This window comes from Chitinophagaceae bacterium (genome assembly GCA_007695095.1).
Lineage (GTDB): Bacteria > Bacteroidota > Bacteroidia > Chitinophagales > REEL01 > REEL01.
This window is the reverse complement of the sequence record REEL01000067.1, coordinates 15,825-35,276: the sequence shown is the minus strand read 5'-3', so window position 1 is coordinate 35,276 and position 19,452 is coordinate 15,825. Positions and strand designations below refer to the sequence as shown.

Here is a 19,452-nt window from a genome sequence, read left to right as displayed (position 1 = left end):
ATGCGTTCTGTGCAGGAGAATCTTTTAGAACCCGTTTCTTCTAAGCGAACAGTAAAGTATCCTGAATTATAAACTGGAATTTTAGGGTTTGCCTCGTAGCGGCCTTGCAGCGCATTTAACTCCTGCCATTCGTAAATGATATTATCTATGGGGTCTTTACCGAGTTGAATTGTATCACCTTCACAAGCAAAAATAGTGTCTTGAAGGCTTTCAGCTTGATATATAGGCAAAGCGCTGAGGTGATTTGCAAAAAATGGTAGAGTACCAAATGTTTTAGCCGAGTCACCAAGATAAATATATTGCTTGTCGAATGTTACATCTGATATATCTGCTGCTTCAGGATTCGTAATTGCTGACATATAAGCTAAAGTACTATCCCAATAGGAATTAGTAGGCTGTAATACCCCAAAGTTATATCTAAAAGGTGACATATAAATATTACCATCCGGTCCGGTTTGAATTTGACCAAAAGCTAAGGTATCACATGCTTTCTTGCGTATAAGCACTTCTCTTTTTCCGGGTTCCTGCAGGTCATAGCGGTATATGACCAGAGAGTCACAATAGGGGTTAAATTGAGAATGGGTATAAATGGCTGTATTGTTTACATATAAGTATCTGTTGTTTTCAGTGATTGTTCTTCCATAGATTCCATGTAGTTTAAGACTGTCATCATTCGGTGATGTAAGCTGAAAAGTCGGGTTATAGCCTAATGATACAGAAAAGTCTAAATCACCGGTACACCTTTTAAAATCATACACATCAATTTGACCACTCACGCTTGAAAAAATCACCTTTTCAGCGTCATGTGTAAATAAGATTTTTCCGGCATCATCTCTAACGCCACATAATTGATTGGCTCCCTGTAAAATATCCGGTTCTTTTATTTTACCATCCTGAATTAAAAAACGATAGATTTTGTCACCGCAAATGTCATCGCAACGGGTCGTATGCATCAATAGCCACCAATCTCTGCCATTTGCGTGACGGGCAGCACCAAGTCTGCAACCCATGCGATAATCTTTTAAAAATAATTGATTTTGCTTACTTACAACAAACTCTCCGTTATTCTTTCTTTCTACAATATGGTAATACCAGAATGCACAATTAGGGCTGTTAACTATATGGCTTACATCATGTACAGTGTTCTTACATAAATATGGATTATCTTCAGGAAGCCAAATAATGTCCGGATTCCACCCGGCAGTGATCAGCATATACTTATCAGGGTTGATTTTTAAAAAAAAAGGATACTGTATTGATCCAATCCAATTTGTTAGATTAAATGTATCATTTAAAATTACCGTAAAAGTATCATGCTCAATTAATTGAAAATGATGGTCAACTAAATGTTTTGCTGTTAGATTCCCTCCACCATTTAATAAAATCAATTCTAAATCACCTTCTTTATTATTTAGTGTTGGAGGAGCATGTCCTAAAGTATAATAAAGTTGATTATCTATTTGTGAAGGTAAAATGCTATCTTTTAATAAAAATGTTTCAGGTTTAGAATTTTCATCAGTAAATTTTAAAACACTCCAATTATTAATCAACCAAGTGCCGTCATAGTAATTCCATTCTGTTTGAGCATTAAGATTGCTTTTTGGTAGCAGCGTAATGCTGACTACTAAAAAGCAATATTGCATATATTTAATAAATTTTCTCATGTACATTTTTATTGCAATTACAACAAATTTATTTAGAAAAATTTTAATATAAAAAAATTAACCTTACACTACATAGACTACCTTTTTTACAAATGGTTGCATCCTTCATGTTAAAATTAAGATACTTTTTTTATTTAAATGAATAGTTAGTTTCATTTATGCTTTATGTATGACTCATCCTTCACCCTCTCTATTGATAGAGAGGGAATTGTGGTAAAAGTTCTTTTTATATTTTATTAAAAGCATAGCCATCAAACAAGCTGTCATGCTGACGTCAGGAAGCATCTCCGTATTAATGTGAAGAACTCTCACCACATTTTCCATTTGCAATCATAATTTTTCCATTTTAGCTCTTTCTATTCAGGAGATTACCACACGCGACTTTGAAGCATGTACAAAACCCAATACTTACGGTAGTCGCGCTCATAATGACGGTAATTTTTTAGGTTGTCCCTTTTATGAGTGCGCTAATAAAATTGCTGCCTTTGAATTTTTAATTTCTTGAAATTTGAGTCTTGGTCTCTTGGGGCTTGGGTCTTTCATAGTTGCACGTTTCCATCATAATTTTTCCATAATTTCCCTTTCTACTTGAATTTTGCACCAAATGGCTTATCATCAAAACATTTACAAGAAATGACTGTTTTTAGTGAAATATATAAATTATCAATTTATGAAAGAGGAAGTTGCTGTTCATTGGTTTAGGAGAGATCTCAGGTGGCACGATAATCATGCTTTGGATAAAGCGTTTCAGTCAGGGTATCCGGTTCTGCCGGTGTTTATTTTTGACCGCAATATTTTGGATGATCTGCCCAAAAATGATGCACGCGTCCACTTTATTTATAATGCACTTCAGGAAATGATGGATAAAATTGAGGGGAAAGCGTTTGTGGTGAAACATGATACACCCGAAAATGCATGGAGTCAGTTAATAAAAGAATATAATATAAAAGCTGTTTTTTATAATAAAGATTATGAGCCTTATGCAAAGGAGCGGGATGAAAAAATACATAAGCTATTAGATACCTCGGGGATAGAAATAAAGACCTTTAAAGATCATGTAATTTTTGAGGAAAATGAGGTTTTGACAGCTGCCGGAAAGCCATACACGGTTTTTACACCATTTAAAAACAATTGGCTGAAAGGCTTTGAAGCTCAGCCTATAGAGGTGTTTTCTTCTGAAAAAAAACTCAATTTACTGGCAGATGGAAAGGCTGACAGGAAACATACCCCTGAATTTTTGGGTTTTCAGCAAACGGATATAGATTTTCCTAAAAAAACGATACGCAGCAAGATTTTAACGGAATATGCCGAAAAAAGAGACTATCCTGCTTCTGAAGGGACGTCCCGTTTGGGTGTGCATTTGCGCTTTGGAACGATTAGTATCAGAGAACTTTCTGCCATAGCAAAGGAAAAAAGTGCTACTTTTCTGAATGAATTGATTTGGCGGGATTTTTATCAGAGTATCATTTTTCATTTTCCGCATGTTGTAAATCACTCTTTTAAGCCGGATTATGATGCCATACCCTGGGAAAAGGATGAGGATTTATTTCAAAAATGGTGTGCCGGGAAAACCGGTTTCCCATTGGTAGATGCCGGAATGCGGGAATTGAATGAAAGCGGTTATATGCATAATCGAATTCGCATGCTGACAGCGAGTTTTTTGACGAAACATCTTTTGCAGGACTGGCGGAAAGGGGAGGCTTATTTTGCCGAAAAATTATTGGATTTCGAGCTGGCTTCTAATAATGGGGGATGGCAGTGGGCGGCCGGTTCAGGATGTGATGCAGCTCCTTATTTTCGGATTTTTAATCCGGAAATTCAGTTAAAAAAGTTTGATAAAAACTTAGAATATGTTAAAAAATGGGTACCGGAATACGACACAGCAAATTATCCTCGTCCTGTTATAGGGCATAAAGCTGCCCGGGAAAGAGCACTAAAAGTGTATAAAGAAGCTTTGAGTAAAAAGTAATTTATCTGACGGCTTTCCGGGGAATAGCTGCCGGAAGGCGACTCATCATTTCATTATTCAATAAATTCACAAAGTTTGAAAAAGAGCTGATGTTTATCACGTGGTTTTTTTGTCTGCCTATAAGGACTACTTCATCACCGACTTCTGCATCCGGAATGTGAGAAATGTCAACCGTAAATAAATTCATGTTTATCAAGCCGATAATCTGTGCTTTTTTACCCCTTATTAAAACTTGCCCTGTATTAGAAAGACCTCTCGGATAGCCATTGGAATAGCCTAATGGTAATACCGCCACTCTCATATCACGGACAGCCTGAAAAGCTGTTCCATAACCAACAAAGCTGCCGGATTTTACATTTTTTATATCCATTATATCCGTTTTCCAGGTAAAAACTCTTTTTAAACCGGTATTTGTGCGACTGCCTGTTTTTTGTATATGATCATAGAATATATCCGGACTGGGCCAAAACCCATACTGAGAAACCCCAACCCGAACCATGTTAAAATGCGATTCCGGCAAGAATAAAGTTGCTGCTGATGAGGCTATGTGAATATAGCCGGGTAAAATATTTTTCTTTTTACACCAGCTTATCTGCTCTTTGAATTTTTTTAATTGGGCATCAATTTTAAATCTATTGGAAAAGCTTTCAGCACCGCCAAAATGAGAGCATAACCCTTTAAAATCAATATTAGAATTTTTCTTTTTTAGAAAAGTCAGCGATTTATAAAAATCAAAATCTGACATACCGGTTCTGTTTGCTCCGGTTTCTGTTTCTATATGAACAATGGCCTTTTTATTCAGTTTTTTGGCAAATTCATTTACCTTTAACAGCCTGTCATAATTAAAAACATAAAACTCTATGTCATTTTTTATCGCCCAGCTGATATCTTCCTCATAGAGAATCCCCATTATCATGATGTTGGATTTTTCTGAGGAAAAGGATTTAACCATTTCCGCTTCATGTGCTGAGGCTACGGAAAAATGATTTATTCCGCACTTTTCAACCATTTTAATATAAGAGTCGTAACCATGTCCGTAGGCATTTGCTTTAACTACTGCGGAGATTAAAACATCTTTTTTATCAATTTTTTTTCTAATGAAATTAAAGTTAGCTTTTAAAGCTGACTGACTCAACTCAATTCTTGATGAATGTTTTACCATTACATAAATTTACCATTGTTTAACCATATCGTTCCAAATATATGACTTCCCCCAGCTATCTTTCGCTAATTTTCTAACTTTTTCTATTTCTGCTTCAGGTACTTGATTTTCATTATCCAATTCGAGTGTATTATAATGAAAAGCATAGATTCTTGCAGCAAACTGATAAAAAGGAAGAGAGGATTCTCCTCTTTTTTCTCCATTCCCATATACTGAGGGCTTAATTTCTTGTCCCCAGTCTTGCCTGCCTTCATTATTAGGGTTTAGAAAATAGGCTCTTATTTCTTTGTTTTCCGGATTTTCTGATACCCTTAATAAAGAAATTGCATGAAACCCCAGCATATCACCTCTTGAGCTGGTTACAAAAATTCCAATTGGATTTGGGTAAATCATTTGACGGTTCCCGTTGTAATGCGGATGAAAAACCATGTAAAAGGTTTTCAGAAAGCCGTTAAAATCCAGTATAGACTGACTCAAGTTATCGTAGACGGACGCAAACCCAATTTGTATCCATTGTCCATACAGAGCGGGATTTACCCATTTGTGGGGGTCTTCTGTTCTTCCGCTTGCTCTGCGCATCATCTCATTATAGATTTTGTCTAAATGAGGTACAATAACCACAGATACAGCATCTAAGTTGTAATCCAGTTGGTCTACAAGTCCTTTTGGAAGTTTTATGGATTCCAAATCATCATTTTCAAATCGCCAGATTAAATTATTACGAGTAGCAACCGTGGTAATCATATTCAACAGTTTTGCAGGCGCGTGGCTGCTCCACATACTTATGCCGCGTGCTGACTGACAGGTTGAATTATTTCCCTGTCCGACACCCAACGGTTGTCCCAAAACCTGTAAGCAAGCAGCAATCAGATACTGTTTTGCATGTACTTCGGGATGTTTATTTACGACAGATTTTAATATTCTTACCTCTACATCAGAATCCAGTTGAATTCTCCGCATATTATTGAATCCGGCTTTTACGGCTGAGCGGGAAAGCAGACCTCTTTCCAGCATTCTTGCCAGTCCGTAAATACATAAATAATTAAATCGGCTAATATTTTCGTTAATGATTGTCCCTACAAATTCCTGATGTTTTTGCCATTCAGCAACGCCCCGCTGGTTTAAACCCAAACAAAGCGGTACGATATCAGCATGTTTTGCCACTAAAAAAAGCAGCATTTCTGCAAGGTAAGGGTTGTTTAAACCGGTTGCGCGCATATACTCTGCTAAAACCTCGGCTTCTTTTTTTAGCTCTTCCAAACTCAGCTGTTTAATGGCGGCGACATAGTCCTCCGGATCATTAAATTTAGTAGCTAATTTCCCCGGACTTTGAAGTGCCTCTGTATAAAACTTTAGTTTTTTATCACTTTCTGAACTTCCCGACAAATCAATTTTTTTAGCAATTAGCTTTATAATTGATCTTGCTTTCCTTGTAACTACCGGCCTTTGAGAACAAATTAAATGTACCTCTTCGGCCAATTTTGACTTAATGTTGGAAAGCTCAATGTTATCCAGTAAAAAATCAAAGAGGTTAAACACCTTTTGGATGTCATTTTTTTGCATGCTTTGTCTGGTCTCTTCATTTATTTCCTTAAAGGCAAATTCCAGATTATTGACGACAACCTCTTCCAAAAATTCAGCAGCATCTTTTTCATTACCATCAATTTTTCCTTTTGAGATAGCCAGCATTCGGAGCTCACTAATAATTTCATAAGAGGTAGTAGGGTGACCGGCTTTAAGAGTTCCTTTTACTAATATGGGAACTAACTTATCCGGATTCTCCCAGGAAGTTTCGGTAAAAAAGCCTGCTTCCAATATTTCAGAAACATTATTATAGATGAATTCTACTCCTTCTAATGTGCGACAGATAAAGTCTATTTGAGATGCGAGCTTTTGCGATTTTTCATATTTCGTCAAAGGGGTCGCTGCCCGGAGTTCTTCCAGGCTATTTTGGAAATTTTCAAAATTCATTAAATAATACTGATTTAGTTATACGTAAAAATCTACTTTCTGATAATGTCTCAATAACTCTGCTAATCTTTCCGGATCTTCTGATTTGAAGTTAATCGTTCCAAAATGATTGCCAAAACCTGTTCTGTCACTTATTTTCTGAGAACTCAGAGGAGGAACCAGCGAGTGATCTACAAAAGCCGGATCTTCATGCAATTCGTCAGGTATTTCCAACTTTGAAAAAGACTTTTTATGCGGGTAAATCATCACATTTCCATAGTGATAAGGTGCCTTATAATCTTTAGGCGGGAAAATACTTTCTACTTCTTCATCGGTGAGAGAAGGGTCATGGCACATAACAAATGCAGCCAAAGCATCAAAGCCATAAGCCTTACTTACCAACTCCAAAATATGACCACCCGGAATTCTACAGGCAACTTCTCCAAACATCAATTCATCATTTTCATTTATGAACCACTCAGGGTGAATCATGCCGTACTGAATCCCAAAAATATCGACTAATTGTTGCATCTTTTGCTCAATCAGCGGCCTTTTCGATTTCAGGAACTCACCTTCAGGTATAAAGTTTGAATAGCCCAACTTTACGTATTCGGTTATATTTAAAAACTTAATTTTTCCGCGGTGAATAAAAGCCTCACAAGAAAATTCCTGCCCCTGCAAATGGCTTTCCGCTAAACATGGAAAATCTTCATCTTTTACTTTTTCATCAATATCACTTTGAGACTTCAAAAGTCTGTGTCCGACTGTTCCCGCTGCAGAAAAAGGTTTGATGTGAACCCAGCTGTCTTCTTCCCCGTCTAACTGCAGATTGGCTTCATTTAAGCGCTTCATAAACATTCTCACCTGCTCCCTTGAATGTACAGCTTCAAAAAGTCCTACCCGCAAACCGCCGATTAAAGCTTTACGCTTCATCATAGCTTTATCTCTGAATAAAAAAGCGCGGTTTAAAACGCGCGGATCATTTCTGTACATTGAATTTAAGGCACCGGCCCATTCAACAGTTTCTTCATATAATGGAACAGCTACATCCGCATCAAAAGCCTTTAGTTTTTCAGCTAAATCTAATGAGTTTGACTGATCACTCCAGGTATCTAATTGATAGGGAACAAAGGGGATTTTATTTTCATTTGCATAAGATTCAAAATCAGGTAGAGAAACAACTACGAAATTTTTATTCGCTTTTTGCATACTTTCAATAACAGGTAAACTCCAACCGATTAGTGCATAACATTTTGCCATAATAATTATTTAAATTTAAAAAAATATGTTTATTGTATTGGGCAAAATATACAACAATTTATGGGTTTTGCAAAGCCTTTTGCGGTTAATTATCTGTTAAAATACTAAAAGAGAATGTCAAAAATCATAAACAATTGTTTTTAACCATTGCGGGGATATTTCTTTATTTATCTTTACGATTCATTTTAAAAAAATATGCAAAACGGCTTATTAGGAAAATCTTTAAAAGACGAAGCTTACGAAATTATTGGTGGTGGAATATCCGGACTTTCATTTGCTTTTTTTATGAAAGAAAAGGGCATGTCATTTCGTTTGACGGAGTCGGCAGCAAGCCCGGGGGGATTGTTGAAAACGGTTGAAATGAAATACGGAATTGCCGAGCCGGCCGCAAATGCTTTTGTAGCCAATACGGCTATGGATGAAATGATAGAAACACTGGGCCTGACATCCGTGGCTTCCGGAAAACTTGCTAAAAAGAGATTTTTGGTGAAGCAGGGCAAATTGAACAGTGTTCCCTTAGATTTAGGGGAGATTTTTAAAATTCCTTTTATATTTTTTTCAGCGAAAAAGTGGGAGGGTGGTTCTGTTGAAGATTTAGGCCGCATGTATTTAGGCGAAAATTTAACGAGACAACTTTTGGAGCCCGCATTAGCCGGTATCTATGGTGCGCCTCTTCATCAATTAGATGTAGAAACGATGTTTCCGGGTTTTGATAAAGAGTTAAAAAAATCAGGAAGGTTTCTGCCGGCAATATTGAAGATGAGAAAACAAGCTACTTTGCAAAATGGCAAATCTATAAGAAAAGGCTCCCATTCTTTTGAAAAAGGAATGATTGAAATTACCAATGCTTTATCAGATTATGTAAAAGATGAAACGATAAGCGCTCATACATTGAAAAAATTAGAAGAAGATAAGAATTATATACTAACACTGCCTGCCTATAAAACGGCTGAACTTTTTGAAAATCATAAACTGAAAGAATTGTTCCTAAAAGTTCGCTATACCCCTTTGGTAACTACTACTCTTATTTTTAAGAAAAAAGATTTACCGGGTTTTAAGCCGGGCTTTGGCTGCCTAATTCCGCGAAGAGAAGGTTTTTTCAGCCTGGGCGTTTTATTTAATAATTACATTTTCCCGGGCAGGGTAGTTGATGAGGAGTATTTAAGTCTGACAATGATTTTCAGAGATGAGCCTACGGATAAAGGGAGCAACTTTTTAGAAAAACCGGAAGATGAAATTATAGAACTTTTATATGATGATCTGAAAAGGTTATTCGGTTTAGAAGGAAAGGCTTTAGAGTATAAAATGTGGAAGTATGAAAAAGGTATTCCCATATATTCAGCTGAGTTGAGGCAGCTTTGGAAAGAAATCAACGAGCTTTTAATCAAAGATTTTCCTAATGTGCGGGTATTTGGAAACTATACAGGCAACATATCTATCAGAGCGATAAACTTAGCGGCAAGAAAAATTATTGAGGAAGTTTAAGCACTGTGTAAAGTGAAAATACTCACTTCGGGTAAAATGCCTATTCGGCCGGGATAGCCTATGAAGCCTAAGCCTCTGTTTACATACAATTGATTATGGCCTTCCTGATATAAGCCTGCCCATCTTTTATAGACAAATTGAACAGGACTCCATTTCCAGTTTTCTGTTTCTATACCAAATTGAAAGCCATGGGTATGGCCGGAAAAAGTGACATCTATATTTTTATGTTTTTTCAATATTTCATAATCCCAATGCGACGGGTCGTGACTTAACAAAAGGTTAGTGTCAGTGAGAGGCATTCCTTTTATCGCTTTTTCCATATCTCCGTAGCGGGGGAAGCGCATTTTATTACTCCAGTTTTCCACGCCTATAATTCCGGCTTTGCTGCCTTTCCGGCTCCAGATAAAGTGATCGTTATTCAGCATGTCCCAACCCATTTCTTTTTGATGGGTAAGCAATTGATTGAAATTCTTTTCTTTTTCTTCTTGACTTGGCCAGGGTAAGTAATCTCCATAATCATGATTGCCTAATACCGAGAATATACCGGTGTCGGCTTTCAGGTGTGCCAATATATCTTTGTATTCCAACAACTCTTCCGAACGGTCATTTACTAAATCACCGGTAAAAAAAATCAAATCCGGATTTTCTTTATTTATGTTTTTAACTACTTCCCAAACCGGGTTTTTAAAACTTAAGCTACCGGTATGTATATCAGAAATTTGGACAATTTTTTTGCCAATAAAAGCTTTAGGCAAGTTTTTGATGTACAAAGGAATTTTTCTGTATTGGTAATTATAGGCATTAGCTGACATTCCATAAATAGAGACTCCAAAGGGGATTGTACCTGCGATTATGCCCGCCTGACTTAAGAATTTAGCCCGGGAGATTCGCGGTCCGTTGCCGATTTCAGTAGTCGGACCCTTTAATTTATAAATGATGAATTTGACTGTTCGCCGTACATCATCAGCCAAAATGAATAAAATGACAAAAACTTTTGATAAATAGGATATAAAAACTAGTGGGAGCCAAAAAGAGCGAAATAATTTAGGCCAGTAATAATGATTGATAATTAAAGCCGTGATAATGGTAATAATTGTAGCTGCAAAAAAGAACCAATGAGCACCAATAAAAAACTTTTGGAGGCTTGACTTTAGGTTCTTAACAGCAGTTTTTAAGCCCTGGTAAACATACCAATCTATAAAAAACACTAAAAATAAAGTAACTATAGAAACTATTAGAAATGGATTCATTTCAGATTTGAATGTAGTTGAATATAACTTTCTAACGTAGATTGCTCAAAAAAGTTTGAACTATTGGATTTATTTGAAGAAAACTTACAAAAAAGATATTTCAAAAAATTGACAATAAGTATTTCTATTCTTGCAGCCCTCTGCCTGTTTTTTGAATTAATTTTTCTTCTTTAAGCTTTGTCAGTACTTTATCCAAAACTCCATTGATAAAATCTTTGCTTTTGGGGGTACTGTAAACTTTAGCCATTTCGATATATTCATTTATAGTAACTTTCACAGGGATATTCGGAAAGTAAATTAATTCTGAAATAGCCATTTTTAAAAGTATGGAGTCAATCAATGCAATTCTACTCCAATCCCACTTTACCAATCCGGGAATAATCAGGCTCTTTAAATAATCAGACTCATCTATTGTTTTGTTGAAAAGGGACAATCCGAAATTAACTTCATCTTCTTGCTTTTCCGCCATATGAAAAACAATTTGTTCATCATTTTTAAATTCAGACAAAAAATTTCTGAGATTAAAAATGAGTATTTTTACTTCCTCATCCCAATTGGTAAATTTTTCTTCTAAAAACTCACTGATATTCTCTTTTTTGAAAATCAGTTTGCGGAATAGTTTGTCTATCAGTTCAACTTCATCTTCTTTGGTAGTTTGAGATAAAAGCATAAACTTTTTGTAATGAGTAGTTTCACACCAAAGTCTGAAAATTTTGCTTACCCATTCTTTCCGTAAATCATCATCGACCAAAAACATAGAGTCAGCAAAAATTTTCTGAAGGGTTTTATTGGTTTTTAGAAATTGTATAATTTCCAGGTGCTGCACTCTGTCGTCAAAAAGTAAATCATCGGAAGAAGGTAAGTGCTTATCTCTTCGTCTTTGCTTTTCAATGGGGGCTCTGTCAGCTATCTGAGTTAAAATAAACAAAGAAAAATAGAACATTTCATAAATTTCATGAAATCTATTTTCTAATTGTCTTTCAATTTTAAACTTATGAGCATTTTCATTCTGACAAAATGAATAAATTGCCTGCATTGTTTTTACGCGTACGCTTCTTCTTGTCAGCATCTATAATAATGAGATTTAGAGATAAGAATTCAACTTAGCTACTTGTTGAATACGTTCATGAGCAATTTGCAAAGCTGCCTGATGAGTTGAAATATTTTCTTCATCAGCTTTAGCATATATTTCCAGTGTCCGGTCGTAAATCATTTCTGCGGTACCCATTGCACGCTCCCGGTTGTAGCCGGTCCATTCGCAATAAACATTTATCAGGCCGCCTGCATTGATTAGGAAATCCGGAGCATAATAGATTCCTTTTTCCTTAAGCATATTACCGTGGATAATTTCATTCTCCAGCTGGTTGTTAGCTGCACCGGCAATAATACTGCATTTAAGCTTTGGAATTGTTTCACTGTTAATGGTCGCTCCCAAAGCACAAGGCGCATAAATATCTACATCCACATCATATACAGATTCAGGGGGGACGACTTTCACATCCGGATATTCCTTTTTTATTTCACTGAGTTTATCTTCATGTATATCACTTACATAAACTTCAGCACCTTCTTCTTTCAGATATTTGACCAGGTATTGTCCAACATGACCTACTCCCTGAACAAGTACTTTTTTACCACCGACACTATCATTGCCGGTAGATTTCTTTAATGAAGCTTTGATGCCTAAAAAAGTAGTGTAGGCTGTAACCGGAGATGGGTCTCCACTTCCGCCCAAAAACTCGGGAACACCAGTCACGTATTTCGTTTCCATGGCTACGTATTCCATATCTTTAGAGCTGGTCCCCACATCTTCTGCTGTAATGTATTTACCGCCGAGACTATTTACAAATTTTCCAAAACGTCTCCAAAGGGCTTCACTTTTATCTCTGTATGGATCACCTATGATGACAGCTTTTCCGCCTCCAAGATTAATTCCACTGATAGCAGCTTTGTAAGTCATGCCTCTTGAAAGTCTCAATACATCTTTCACAGCATCTGCATCCGTTGCATAGTTCCAGAATCTGGTTCCGCCAAGAGAGGGCCCTAAAACAGTATTGTGAATTCCAATGATACATTTTAAACCCGTAGCTTCGTCATATCCAAACACTACTTGTTCATGTTCCATCTCCTGCATTTGCTGAAACAGCGAAATATCTTTCTGCATAAATTAAATTTTCGTTCTTTTGTAAACTATTAGGATAGTTTAACAGTTAAAGGCTTATCCTAAATTTGGCTCAAAATTACTTTTTTTCTGTTATACTGACAACATTCAGCAGTTAAATAAAAAGAGAAGACAACTATAATGAAACATCTTGCCCATTTAAATAAATATTTCTTCAAATATCGCTATAGATTGATGGCAGGAGTTTTTTTTGTAGCTGTTTCTAACTTATTCGGAGTTTTATTTCCCATTGTAATCCGCTATGCATTTGATTTGGTAAAAGATAATATTGCCTTTTTTTGGATGTTTGAAGGCTTTGATTTACAAACTGAATTCAGGTCTGTGTTTAAACACGGCTTGTTGCTATTCGGAGTTTCGGTTTTGTTGATAGCCGTTTTAAAGGGGGTGTTTATGTTTTTTATGCGGCAAACAATTATAGTTGTTTCCCGACTGATTGAATACGATTTAAAAAACGAAATTTATGCGCATTATCAACGATCTGACTGGGCATTTTTTAAAAGAAATAAAACCGGTGACCTGATGAGCCGGATTACCGAAGATGTTTCCCGGGTGCGAATGTATCTTGGGCCGGCACTTATGTACGGAGTAAACTTAACAGTCTTATTTGTTTTGGTTATTTCAGTTATGATTTCTGTTAATCCAACGCTTACCTTGTTTGTATTACTGCCTTTACCGATTTTGTCTATTTCTATCTACTATGTAAACAATATCATCAATAAAAAGAGTGAGGCCATACAAAGGCAGTTATCCGGATTAACCAGTACTGCTCAGGAAGTTTTCTCAGGTATACGTGTAATCAAAACTTATGTATTGGAAAAGACAGTAGGGAAGTCTTTTGATAAGGATTGTGAAACTTATAAAGATAAATCGCTGGAATTGGCAAAAGTGGAAGCATTCTTTTTTCCACTAATGCTTTTGCTCATTGGACTGAGTACGATATTGACCATTTATGTAGGCGGAATTTTTGTAATCAGGGGAGATATTACCACCGGAAATATTGCAGAGTTTGTGATTTATGTAAACATGCTTACCTGGCCGGTAACTGCAATTGGCTGGGTTGCTTCGACCATTCAGCGTGCGGCAGCTTCTCAACAGAGGATAAATGAATTTTTAAATACTGAGCCTGAAATCGTTTCTGAGGGTTATGAAAAAGAAGTGAAAGAGGGTAAGATTGCATTTGAAAATGTGAGTTTTACGTATCCTGATACCGGAAAGACAGCTCTACAAAACCTGTCATTTGAACTAAAAGCCGGACAAAAAATGGCTGTAATCGGCCGAACCGGTTCCGGAAAATCCAGTATTGCAGATTTATTAGTAAGGCTTTATGATGCCACGGAAGGAGAAGTTAAAATAGATGATGTACCCGTAAAATATTACGATTTGTATGCCTATAGGTCTGAGATTGGTTATGTGCCGCAGGATGTCTTTTTATTTTCCGATAGTATTGAAAAAAATATAACCTTCGGACTGGATCTTGAAGAAATGTCTGTGAAAGCAGATCCCCAAAAATTTGCTGAAATGGCATCTATTCACCATGAAATCATGGAACTCCCGAGTCAGTATCAAACCCGGACGGGGGAAAGGGGAGTAAGTTTATCCGGGGGGCAGAAACAGCGTATTTCCATTGCCAGAGCATTTATAAAAGACCCAAAGATTATAATTCTTGACGATTGTCTGTCGGCTGTTGATGCCAAGACAGAAAAAAATATATTGAGTCAGTTTAAGACCTATTTAAAAGATAAAACGACGGTAATTATCACCCACCGGATTTTTTCTTTACTGGAATTTGATAAAATTATAGTGCTTGATGACGGAAAAATCGTGGAGGAAGGTACTCATGAAACCCTTATGAGGCAAAAAGGACACTATTATAAGCTGTATGTACAACAGAAAAAAGGGCAAAATTCTATGAAACTTTAACAATTTGTTTTTATTTGAAGATAGAATAATATAGATTTGTATTAGAAATTAAACAATTATTGGTTCATTAAAAGTTTTGTTAAGTGGATAATGATAATAGCTTCAAAAAGAATGACAGTGTTTACTCTAAAGTTGTGAGAGCCGGAAAAAGAAGAACCTACTTCTTAGATGTTAAAACCACCCGATCGAATGATTATTTTTTAACGATTACCGAAAGTAAAAAACGTTTTAACGGAGATGGCTACGACCGCCATAAGGTATTTCTTTACAAAGAAGATTTTAACAAATTTGTTGAGGCACTGAATGATGTGGTTAATCATGTGAAAACTGAATTGCTGCCTGAGTATGATTTTGATGAATTCAACCATGAAAATGATGATTTCAATAATGAACGTTCATCATCTGATGATGCCGGCAATCATAATCAGGAGAATCCTCACAAAGATGAGTCTGAGGAAGACATGAAGTGGGATTAAGCCCTTAAACCTTAATATAGCTCACCTTTTAATTCTTTTCAAAACTTGATAAGGAATAGAACACTATTTTGTGATAATTAGACTATTTTTGCCCCTTAAATTTAATTATGGGACTAAGTTGTGGTATTGTTGGTTTGCCAAATGTTGGAAAATCTACCTTGTTTAATACATTATCGAATGCAAGAGCTCAGTCAGCAAACTTCCCCTTTTGTACTATTGAGCCGAATATTGGGGTTATAAATGTCCCTGATGAACGCTTAGAGAAGTTGGCAGAGCTGGTAATTCCTGAAAAAGTACAGCCCAATACAATTGAAATTGCTGATATAGCCGGTTTGGTTCGTGGCGCTTCTAAAGGAGAGGGTCTGGGAAATCAATTTTTAGGTCATATCCGAAGCACGCACGCTATCATTCATGTGGTGCGCTGTTTTGAAGATGATAATATAGTGCATGTAGATGGTTCTGTGAACCCTGTAAGAGATAAAGAAGTGATTGACCTTGAGCTTCAGTTTAAGGATTTGGATTCGGTAGAAAAAAAGATTCAAAAACTTCAGAAGATTTCCAAAACCGGTGATAAAGAGGCTTTAAAAGCATTGAATTTTTTTAATAGCGTAAAGCAACATCTTGAAAAAGGATTAAATGTCCGTTCATTAAATATTACTGATGAGGATCAGCTGGCTTATCTGGAAGAAACTCAGTTGTTAACCGCAAAGCCTGTTTTGTATGTGTGTAATGTTGATGAAGCTTCAGCGGTTAACGGCAATCATTTGGTTAAGGCCTTCAAAGATAGTGTGGCAGATGAAAATGCTGAAATAATTATAGTATCCGCAGAAATAGAAGCAGAAATAGCAACTCTGGAAAGCTACGAAGACAGAAGAGCATTTTTGGAAGAGTTGGGATTGAGCGAATCAGGGGTTGTGCGATTGATACAGTCAGCTTATAAATTGCTGAATTTAATTACTTATTTTACCGCAGGAAAAAAAGAGGTTCGTGCCTGGGAAATTGAAAAAGGTACAAAAGCACCACAGGCTGCCGGAGTTATTCACTCAGATTTTGAAAAGGGATTTATCCGTGCAGAAGTTATTCATTATGAAGATTACATAAAATACGGCTCTGAATCAGCCTGTAGAGATGCCGGAAAGATTAAAGTTGAAGGAAAAGAGTATGTAGTTCAGGATGGTGATGTGATGCACTTCAGGTTTAACGTTTAAAATCTTTTTCAAACTACTTTCCTTGTTTTTTTGTTCAAAAATTAATGGATTCATCCTCAAGACAAGCATTAATTATCTACGATGATAGTTGCGCACTTTGCAATAAATTTATTTTTTGGCTGCTGAAAGCAGATAAGAAAGGCGTATTTACTTACACTTCTTTAGATTCAGACTTTACAAAAAAGCATGTTTTTACCGAAAAAAAGCCGGATATAGATTCGGTTATTTATTGGGATGGGGAAAGCGTTTTTTATAAATCAGAAGTCTTATTCAAAGTACTGAAATTATTGCCTTTTTACTGGAAATGGATGTATGTATTTAAGCTTTTACCCAAATCTTTGAGAGATAAATTATATGATTTCATAGCTGCCAATCGCATAAATTGGTTTGGTAAAGCTGAAACTTGTCCGATGTTACCGTCAGAATATAGAAAGCGTTTTAAGTAAATTGAAGAATGACCTATCACTCAAAAGCTACTTTGCCTTCAAAGCGATTGCCTGCAAGCCATGATTTAATATCCATTCTTTTTTTACCTTCCGGCTGCAATTCTTTAATGAAAAGAATTCCTCCGTTGCCGTAAACTTTAAGTTCGCCACCTTCTGTAAGAGCTGTTCCGTATGGAAAATCATGATTTTCAGTTTGCAAATCTGCCGCATAAATTTTTAACACTTTCCCGGAGAAATATGTAAAAGCTCCCGGGTAGGGTGAAAGTCCTCTGATTTTGCGCTCAATATTGATAATGTCATCAGACCAATTGATTTTGCAGTCATCCCTGAAAATTTTTGGTGCTTTTTTTATAGAATCAACTTCTTTTTGTGAGCTGGCTTTTAAGCTTTGGTTTTCAATACCGGAAATAGTCTCAATCAATAAATCAGCGCCTAAATGCATCAGTTTATCGTGTAATGTACCGGCCGTTTCCTTTGCTGTTAAAGCAACTTCTTTTTTTAGTAAAATATCACCGGTGTCGATTTTATCATTAATAAAGAAAGTTGTGACACCACTTTTGCTTTCCCCATTTAAAATAACATGGTTTATAGGCGCGGCACCTCTGTAGTCCGGCAGGAGAGATGCGTGTAGGTTAATTGTTCCTTTTGGCGGGAGACTCCAGACTGTTTTGGGTAATTTTCTAAAAGCGACAACTACAAATAAATCCGCTTCAAACTTTTTTAAAGCATTCGTAAATTGTTCGTCTTTTAAGTTTTCAGGTTGCAAGACAGCTATATTTTTTTCACCGGCATATTTTTTCACCGGAGACATTTGAATTTTTTTTCCTCTGCCGGCAGGTTTATCAGGAGTCGTCACTACGGCACAAACATCATGACCGGACGTGTGAATTTTATCTAAAGTAGTTACTGCAAACTCCGGTGTTCCAAAAAAAATAATTTTAAGCATAAGGTTTTTAAAATTGCGGATATATTAAATAGCGGCTTCTGAGTTCTTTAAAATTATTTAAATCCGATTGCCAGCTGAATCTAATTTCCTCTTCATTTAATCCGGCTTTTATTTGCTTTTGCAACTCATTATTTCCGGCTAAAAGATTAAAAAAGTTATTGAAAAAAGGAATGTCTTTTGGTCTCTTTTTATATGCATGAATCAGATATGATAAATCCAGTTTGTTGATGTTTTGTAGTTCATTCATATCCATTTTAGTCAAATCAACACCATAACATTTTTTTCCTTTGTGAGGTGGGTTCGTAGCACCTGTCATACTCTCCGGAGTAAACGAAAAGTCTTTATCCGGGTATTCCGGAAAACCGAAAATTTGAAACGGCTTGTCTGTTCCACGACCCACACTGACTAAAGTGCCTTCAAAATAGCAAAGAGAAGGGTACAGATATACAGAAGTCATATTTGGTAAATTCGGACTGGGCCTGACCGGTAAAGCATAGCGTTTGCTTTTATTATATCCTTTACAAGTAATATACTTAAGTTCACATTCAACACCATCTTTTAACCAACCCTCACCATTAATCATGAGAGCATATTCGGCTATAGTCATACCATGCAAAACAGGAACCGGATGCATACCTACAAAAGATTTAAACTCTTCCTGTAAAATCGGCCCGTCAACAATATGTCCGTTTGGGTTTGGTCTGTCCAGTATTAAAACCGGGATATTATTCTCGGCAGCAGCTTCCATTACATAGTGCATCGTTGAAATATAGGTGTAAAAACGGGCACCCACATCTTGCATATCAAAAACAATAATGTCTAAATCTTTTAAATCCTGATCTGCGGGTTTTCTATAACTGCCATAAAGAGAAACAATTGCTAAGCCGGTTTCTTCATCAACCGAATGGTAAACTCTTTCCCCGGCATCTGCTTTCCCTCTGAAACCATGTTCAGGAGAGAATATTTTTTTAATATCTACATTCAACGCCAGCAAAGTGTCAACTAAGTGAACATAAGCCCCATTTTTAGTTCTTACCAAAGCCGTATGATTGGTTGCTATGGCAACTCTTTTTCCTTCTAAAAGTGGCAGATAGCGTTCAATCTGTTCTGCACCTGTTATAATTTCATTGTTATCAAAAAGGAGTTCATTGATTTCATTGACGGAAATCTTTCCGGCACTACAGGAAAAAAAATGTAAAGTAAAAAGTATAGTTGCCAATAATTTTTGCATTAAGAAAGGCTTTTGAAGTTCTATGGGGTAATAATTTTTCCATTGCAAATTTAAACTATCCCTTAATCATACCCAAGATTATTTTAAAACTATGTTTAAAACAAGAGTAGTCGGTTCAAACTTCTTTGCTTTTTCAAGTTATTAATTTTGCGCTAACCATGTAAATTTTTACTTAAAAGTGAAATTTTTATATAAAAAAAACTTGCTTTTACTAAATAAAATAGATAAATTTGAGATATGCTTCACTTAAAAGTGAAACAATTTTCAATAAAATGCGTTAATTATAAAACTTTGAATTAGCAA

Annotated in this window: 15 protein-coding genes; 6 read left to right on the top strand and 9 right to left on the bottom strand. The window is 36.1% G+C overall.

What is annotated here, in order from left to right; genetic code table 11:
• Positions 1 to 1,664: hypothetical protein (locus EA412_02370; GenBank protein TVR81969.1), on the bottom strand; the 1,664-nt coding region annotated here is incomplete at its 3' end.
• Positions 1,665 to 2,334: 670 nt separating this feature from the next.
• On the opposite strand from EA412_02370, the gene EA412_02365 reads away from it, so the two are divergent.
• Positions 2,335 to 3,633: a deoxyribodipyrimidine photo-lyase gene (locus tag EA412_02365; protein TVR81968.1), complete on the top strand. Its 1,299-nt coding sequence runs from the start codon at positions 2,335 to 2,337 to the stop codon at positions 3,631 to 3,633.
• Position 3,634: 1 nt separating this feature from the next.
• Here EA412_02365 and alr read toward each other — a convergent pair whose 3' ends face one another.
• The 3 genes from alr to EA412_02350 are packed head-to-tail and all read right to left on the bottom strand — an operon-like array spanning position 3,635 to position 8,005.
• A complete protein-coding gene (gene alr, locus EA412_02360) occupies positions 3,635 to 4,795 on the bottom strand; it encodes an alanine racemase (GenBank protein TVR81967.1) in 1,161 nt (386 codons plus the stop codon).
• Between the two features lie 9 nt (positions 4,796 to 4,804).
• Positions 4,805 to 6,766 carry a hypothetical protein gene (locus EA412_02355; GenBank protein TVR81966.1) on the bottom strand — a complete coding sequence of 654 codons (1,962 nt, stop codon included), beginning with the start codon at positions 6,764 to 6,766 and terminating at the stop codon, positions 4,805 to 4,807.
• An 18-nt stretch (positions 6,767 to 6,784) separates the two neighbouring features.
• Positions 6,785 to 8,005 carry a carboxylate--amine ligase gene (locus tag EA412_02350; protein ID TVR81965.1) on the bottom strand — a complete coding sequence of 407 codons (1,221 nt, stop codon included), beginning with the start codon at positions 8,003 to 8,005 and terminating at the stop codon, positions 6,785 to 6,787.
• A 195-nt stretch (positions 8,006 to 8,200) separates the two neighbouring features.
• Here EA412_02350 and EA412_02345 point away from each other — a divergent pair, with 195 nt between their 5' ends.
• Positions 8,201 to 9,490 (top strand): hypothetical protein, encoded by a 1,290-nt coding sequence (locus tag EA412_02345; protein ID TVR81964.1) that lies wholly within the window; start codon positions 8,201 to 8,203, stop codon positions 9,488 to 9,490.
• Here EA412_02345 and EA412_02340 read toward each other — a convergent pair.
• The 3 genes from EA412_02340 to EA412_02330 form a co-directional block, all read right to left on the bottom strand.
• Positions 9,487 to 10,740: a metallophosphoesterase gene (locus EA412_02340; GenBank protein TVR81963.1), complete on the bottom strand. Its 1,254-nt coding sequence runs from the start codon at positions 10,738 to 10,740 to the stop codon at positions 9,487 to 9,489. The genes EA412_02345 and EA412_02340 overlap by 4 nt on opposite strands.
• A gap of 124 nt (positions 10,741 to 10,864) precedes the next feature.
• On the bottom strand, positions 10,865 to 11,809 hold the full coding sequence (nusB, locus tag EA412_02335) for a transcription antitermination factor NusB (GenBank protein ID TVR81962.1): 945 nt from the start codon (positions 11,807 to 11,809) through the stop codon (positions 10,865 to 10,867).
• 15 nt (positions 11,810 to 11,824) lie between these two features.
• The gene (locus EA412_02330) at positions 11,825 to 12,892 is read right to left on the bottom strand and encodes a Glu/Leu/Phe/Val dehydrogenase (GenBank protein TVR81970.1); all 1,068 of its coding nucleotides are present in this window, start codon (positions 12,890 to 12,892) and stop codon (positions 11,825 to 11,827) included.
• Between the two features lie 150 nt (positions 12,893 to 13,042).
• Between EA412_02330 and EA412_02325 the strand changes: the two genes are divergently transcribed.
• From EA412_02325 to EA412_02310, 4 genes are all read left to right on the top strand, one after another.
• Positions 13,043 to 14,842: an ABC transporter ATP-binding protein gene (locus EA412_02325; GenBank protein TVR81961.1), complete on the top strand. Its 1,800-nt coding sequence runs from the start codon at positions 13,043 to 13,045 to the stop codon at positions 14,840 to 14,842.
• Positions 14,843 to 14,925: 83 nt separating this feature from the next.
• Entirely contained in the window at positions 14,926 to 15,318 is a 393-nt protein-coding gene (locus EA412_02320; protein ID TVR81960.1) for a DUF3276 family protein, read from the top strand.
• 107 nt (positions 15,319 to 15,425) lie between these two features.
• Positions 15,426 to 16,526 (top strand): redox-regulated ATPase YchF, encoded by a 1,101-nt coding sequence (ychF, locus tag EA412_02315; GenBank protein ID TVR81959.1) that lies wholly within the window; start codon positions 15,426 to 15,428, stop codon positions 16,524 to 16,526.
• A gap of 44 nt (positions 16,527 to 16,570) precedes the next feature.
• Positions 16,571 to 16,972 carry a DUF393 domain-containing protein gene (locus tag EA412_02310; protein TVR81958.1) on the top strand — a complete coding sequence of 134 codons (402 nt, stop codon included), beginning with the start codon at positions 16,571 to 16,573 and terminating at the stop codon, positions 16,970 to 16,972.
• A gap of 16 nt (positions 16,973 to 16,988) precedes the next feature.
• Here EA412_02310 and EA412_02305 read toward each other — a convergent pair whose 3' ends face one another.
• Both EA412_02305 and EA412_02300 read right to left on the bottom strand, forming a co-directional pair.
• A complete protein-coding gene (locus EA412_02305; protein ID TVR81957.1) occupies positions 16,989 to 17,918 on the bottom strand; it encodes a methionyl-tRNA formyltransferase in 930 nt (309 codons plus the stop codon).
• Between the two features lie 7 nt (positions 17,919 to 17,925).
• Positions 17,926 to 19,149, bottom strand: coding sequence for a DUF1343 domain-containing protein (locus EA412_02300; GenBank protein ID TVR81956.1), 1,224 nt, complete (start codon positions 19,147 to 19,149; stop codon positions 17,926 to 17,928).
• Positions 19,150 to 19,452: the final 303 nt, after the last annotated feature.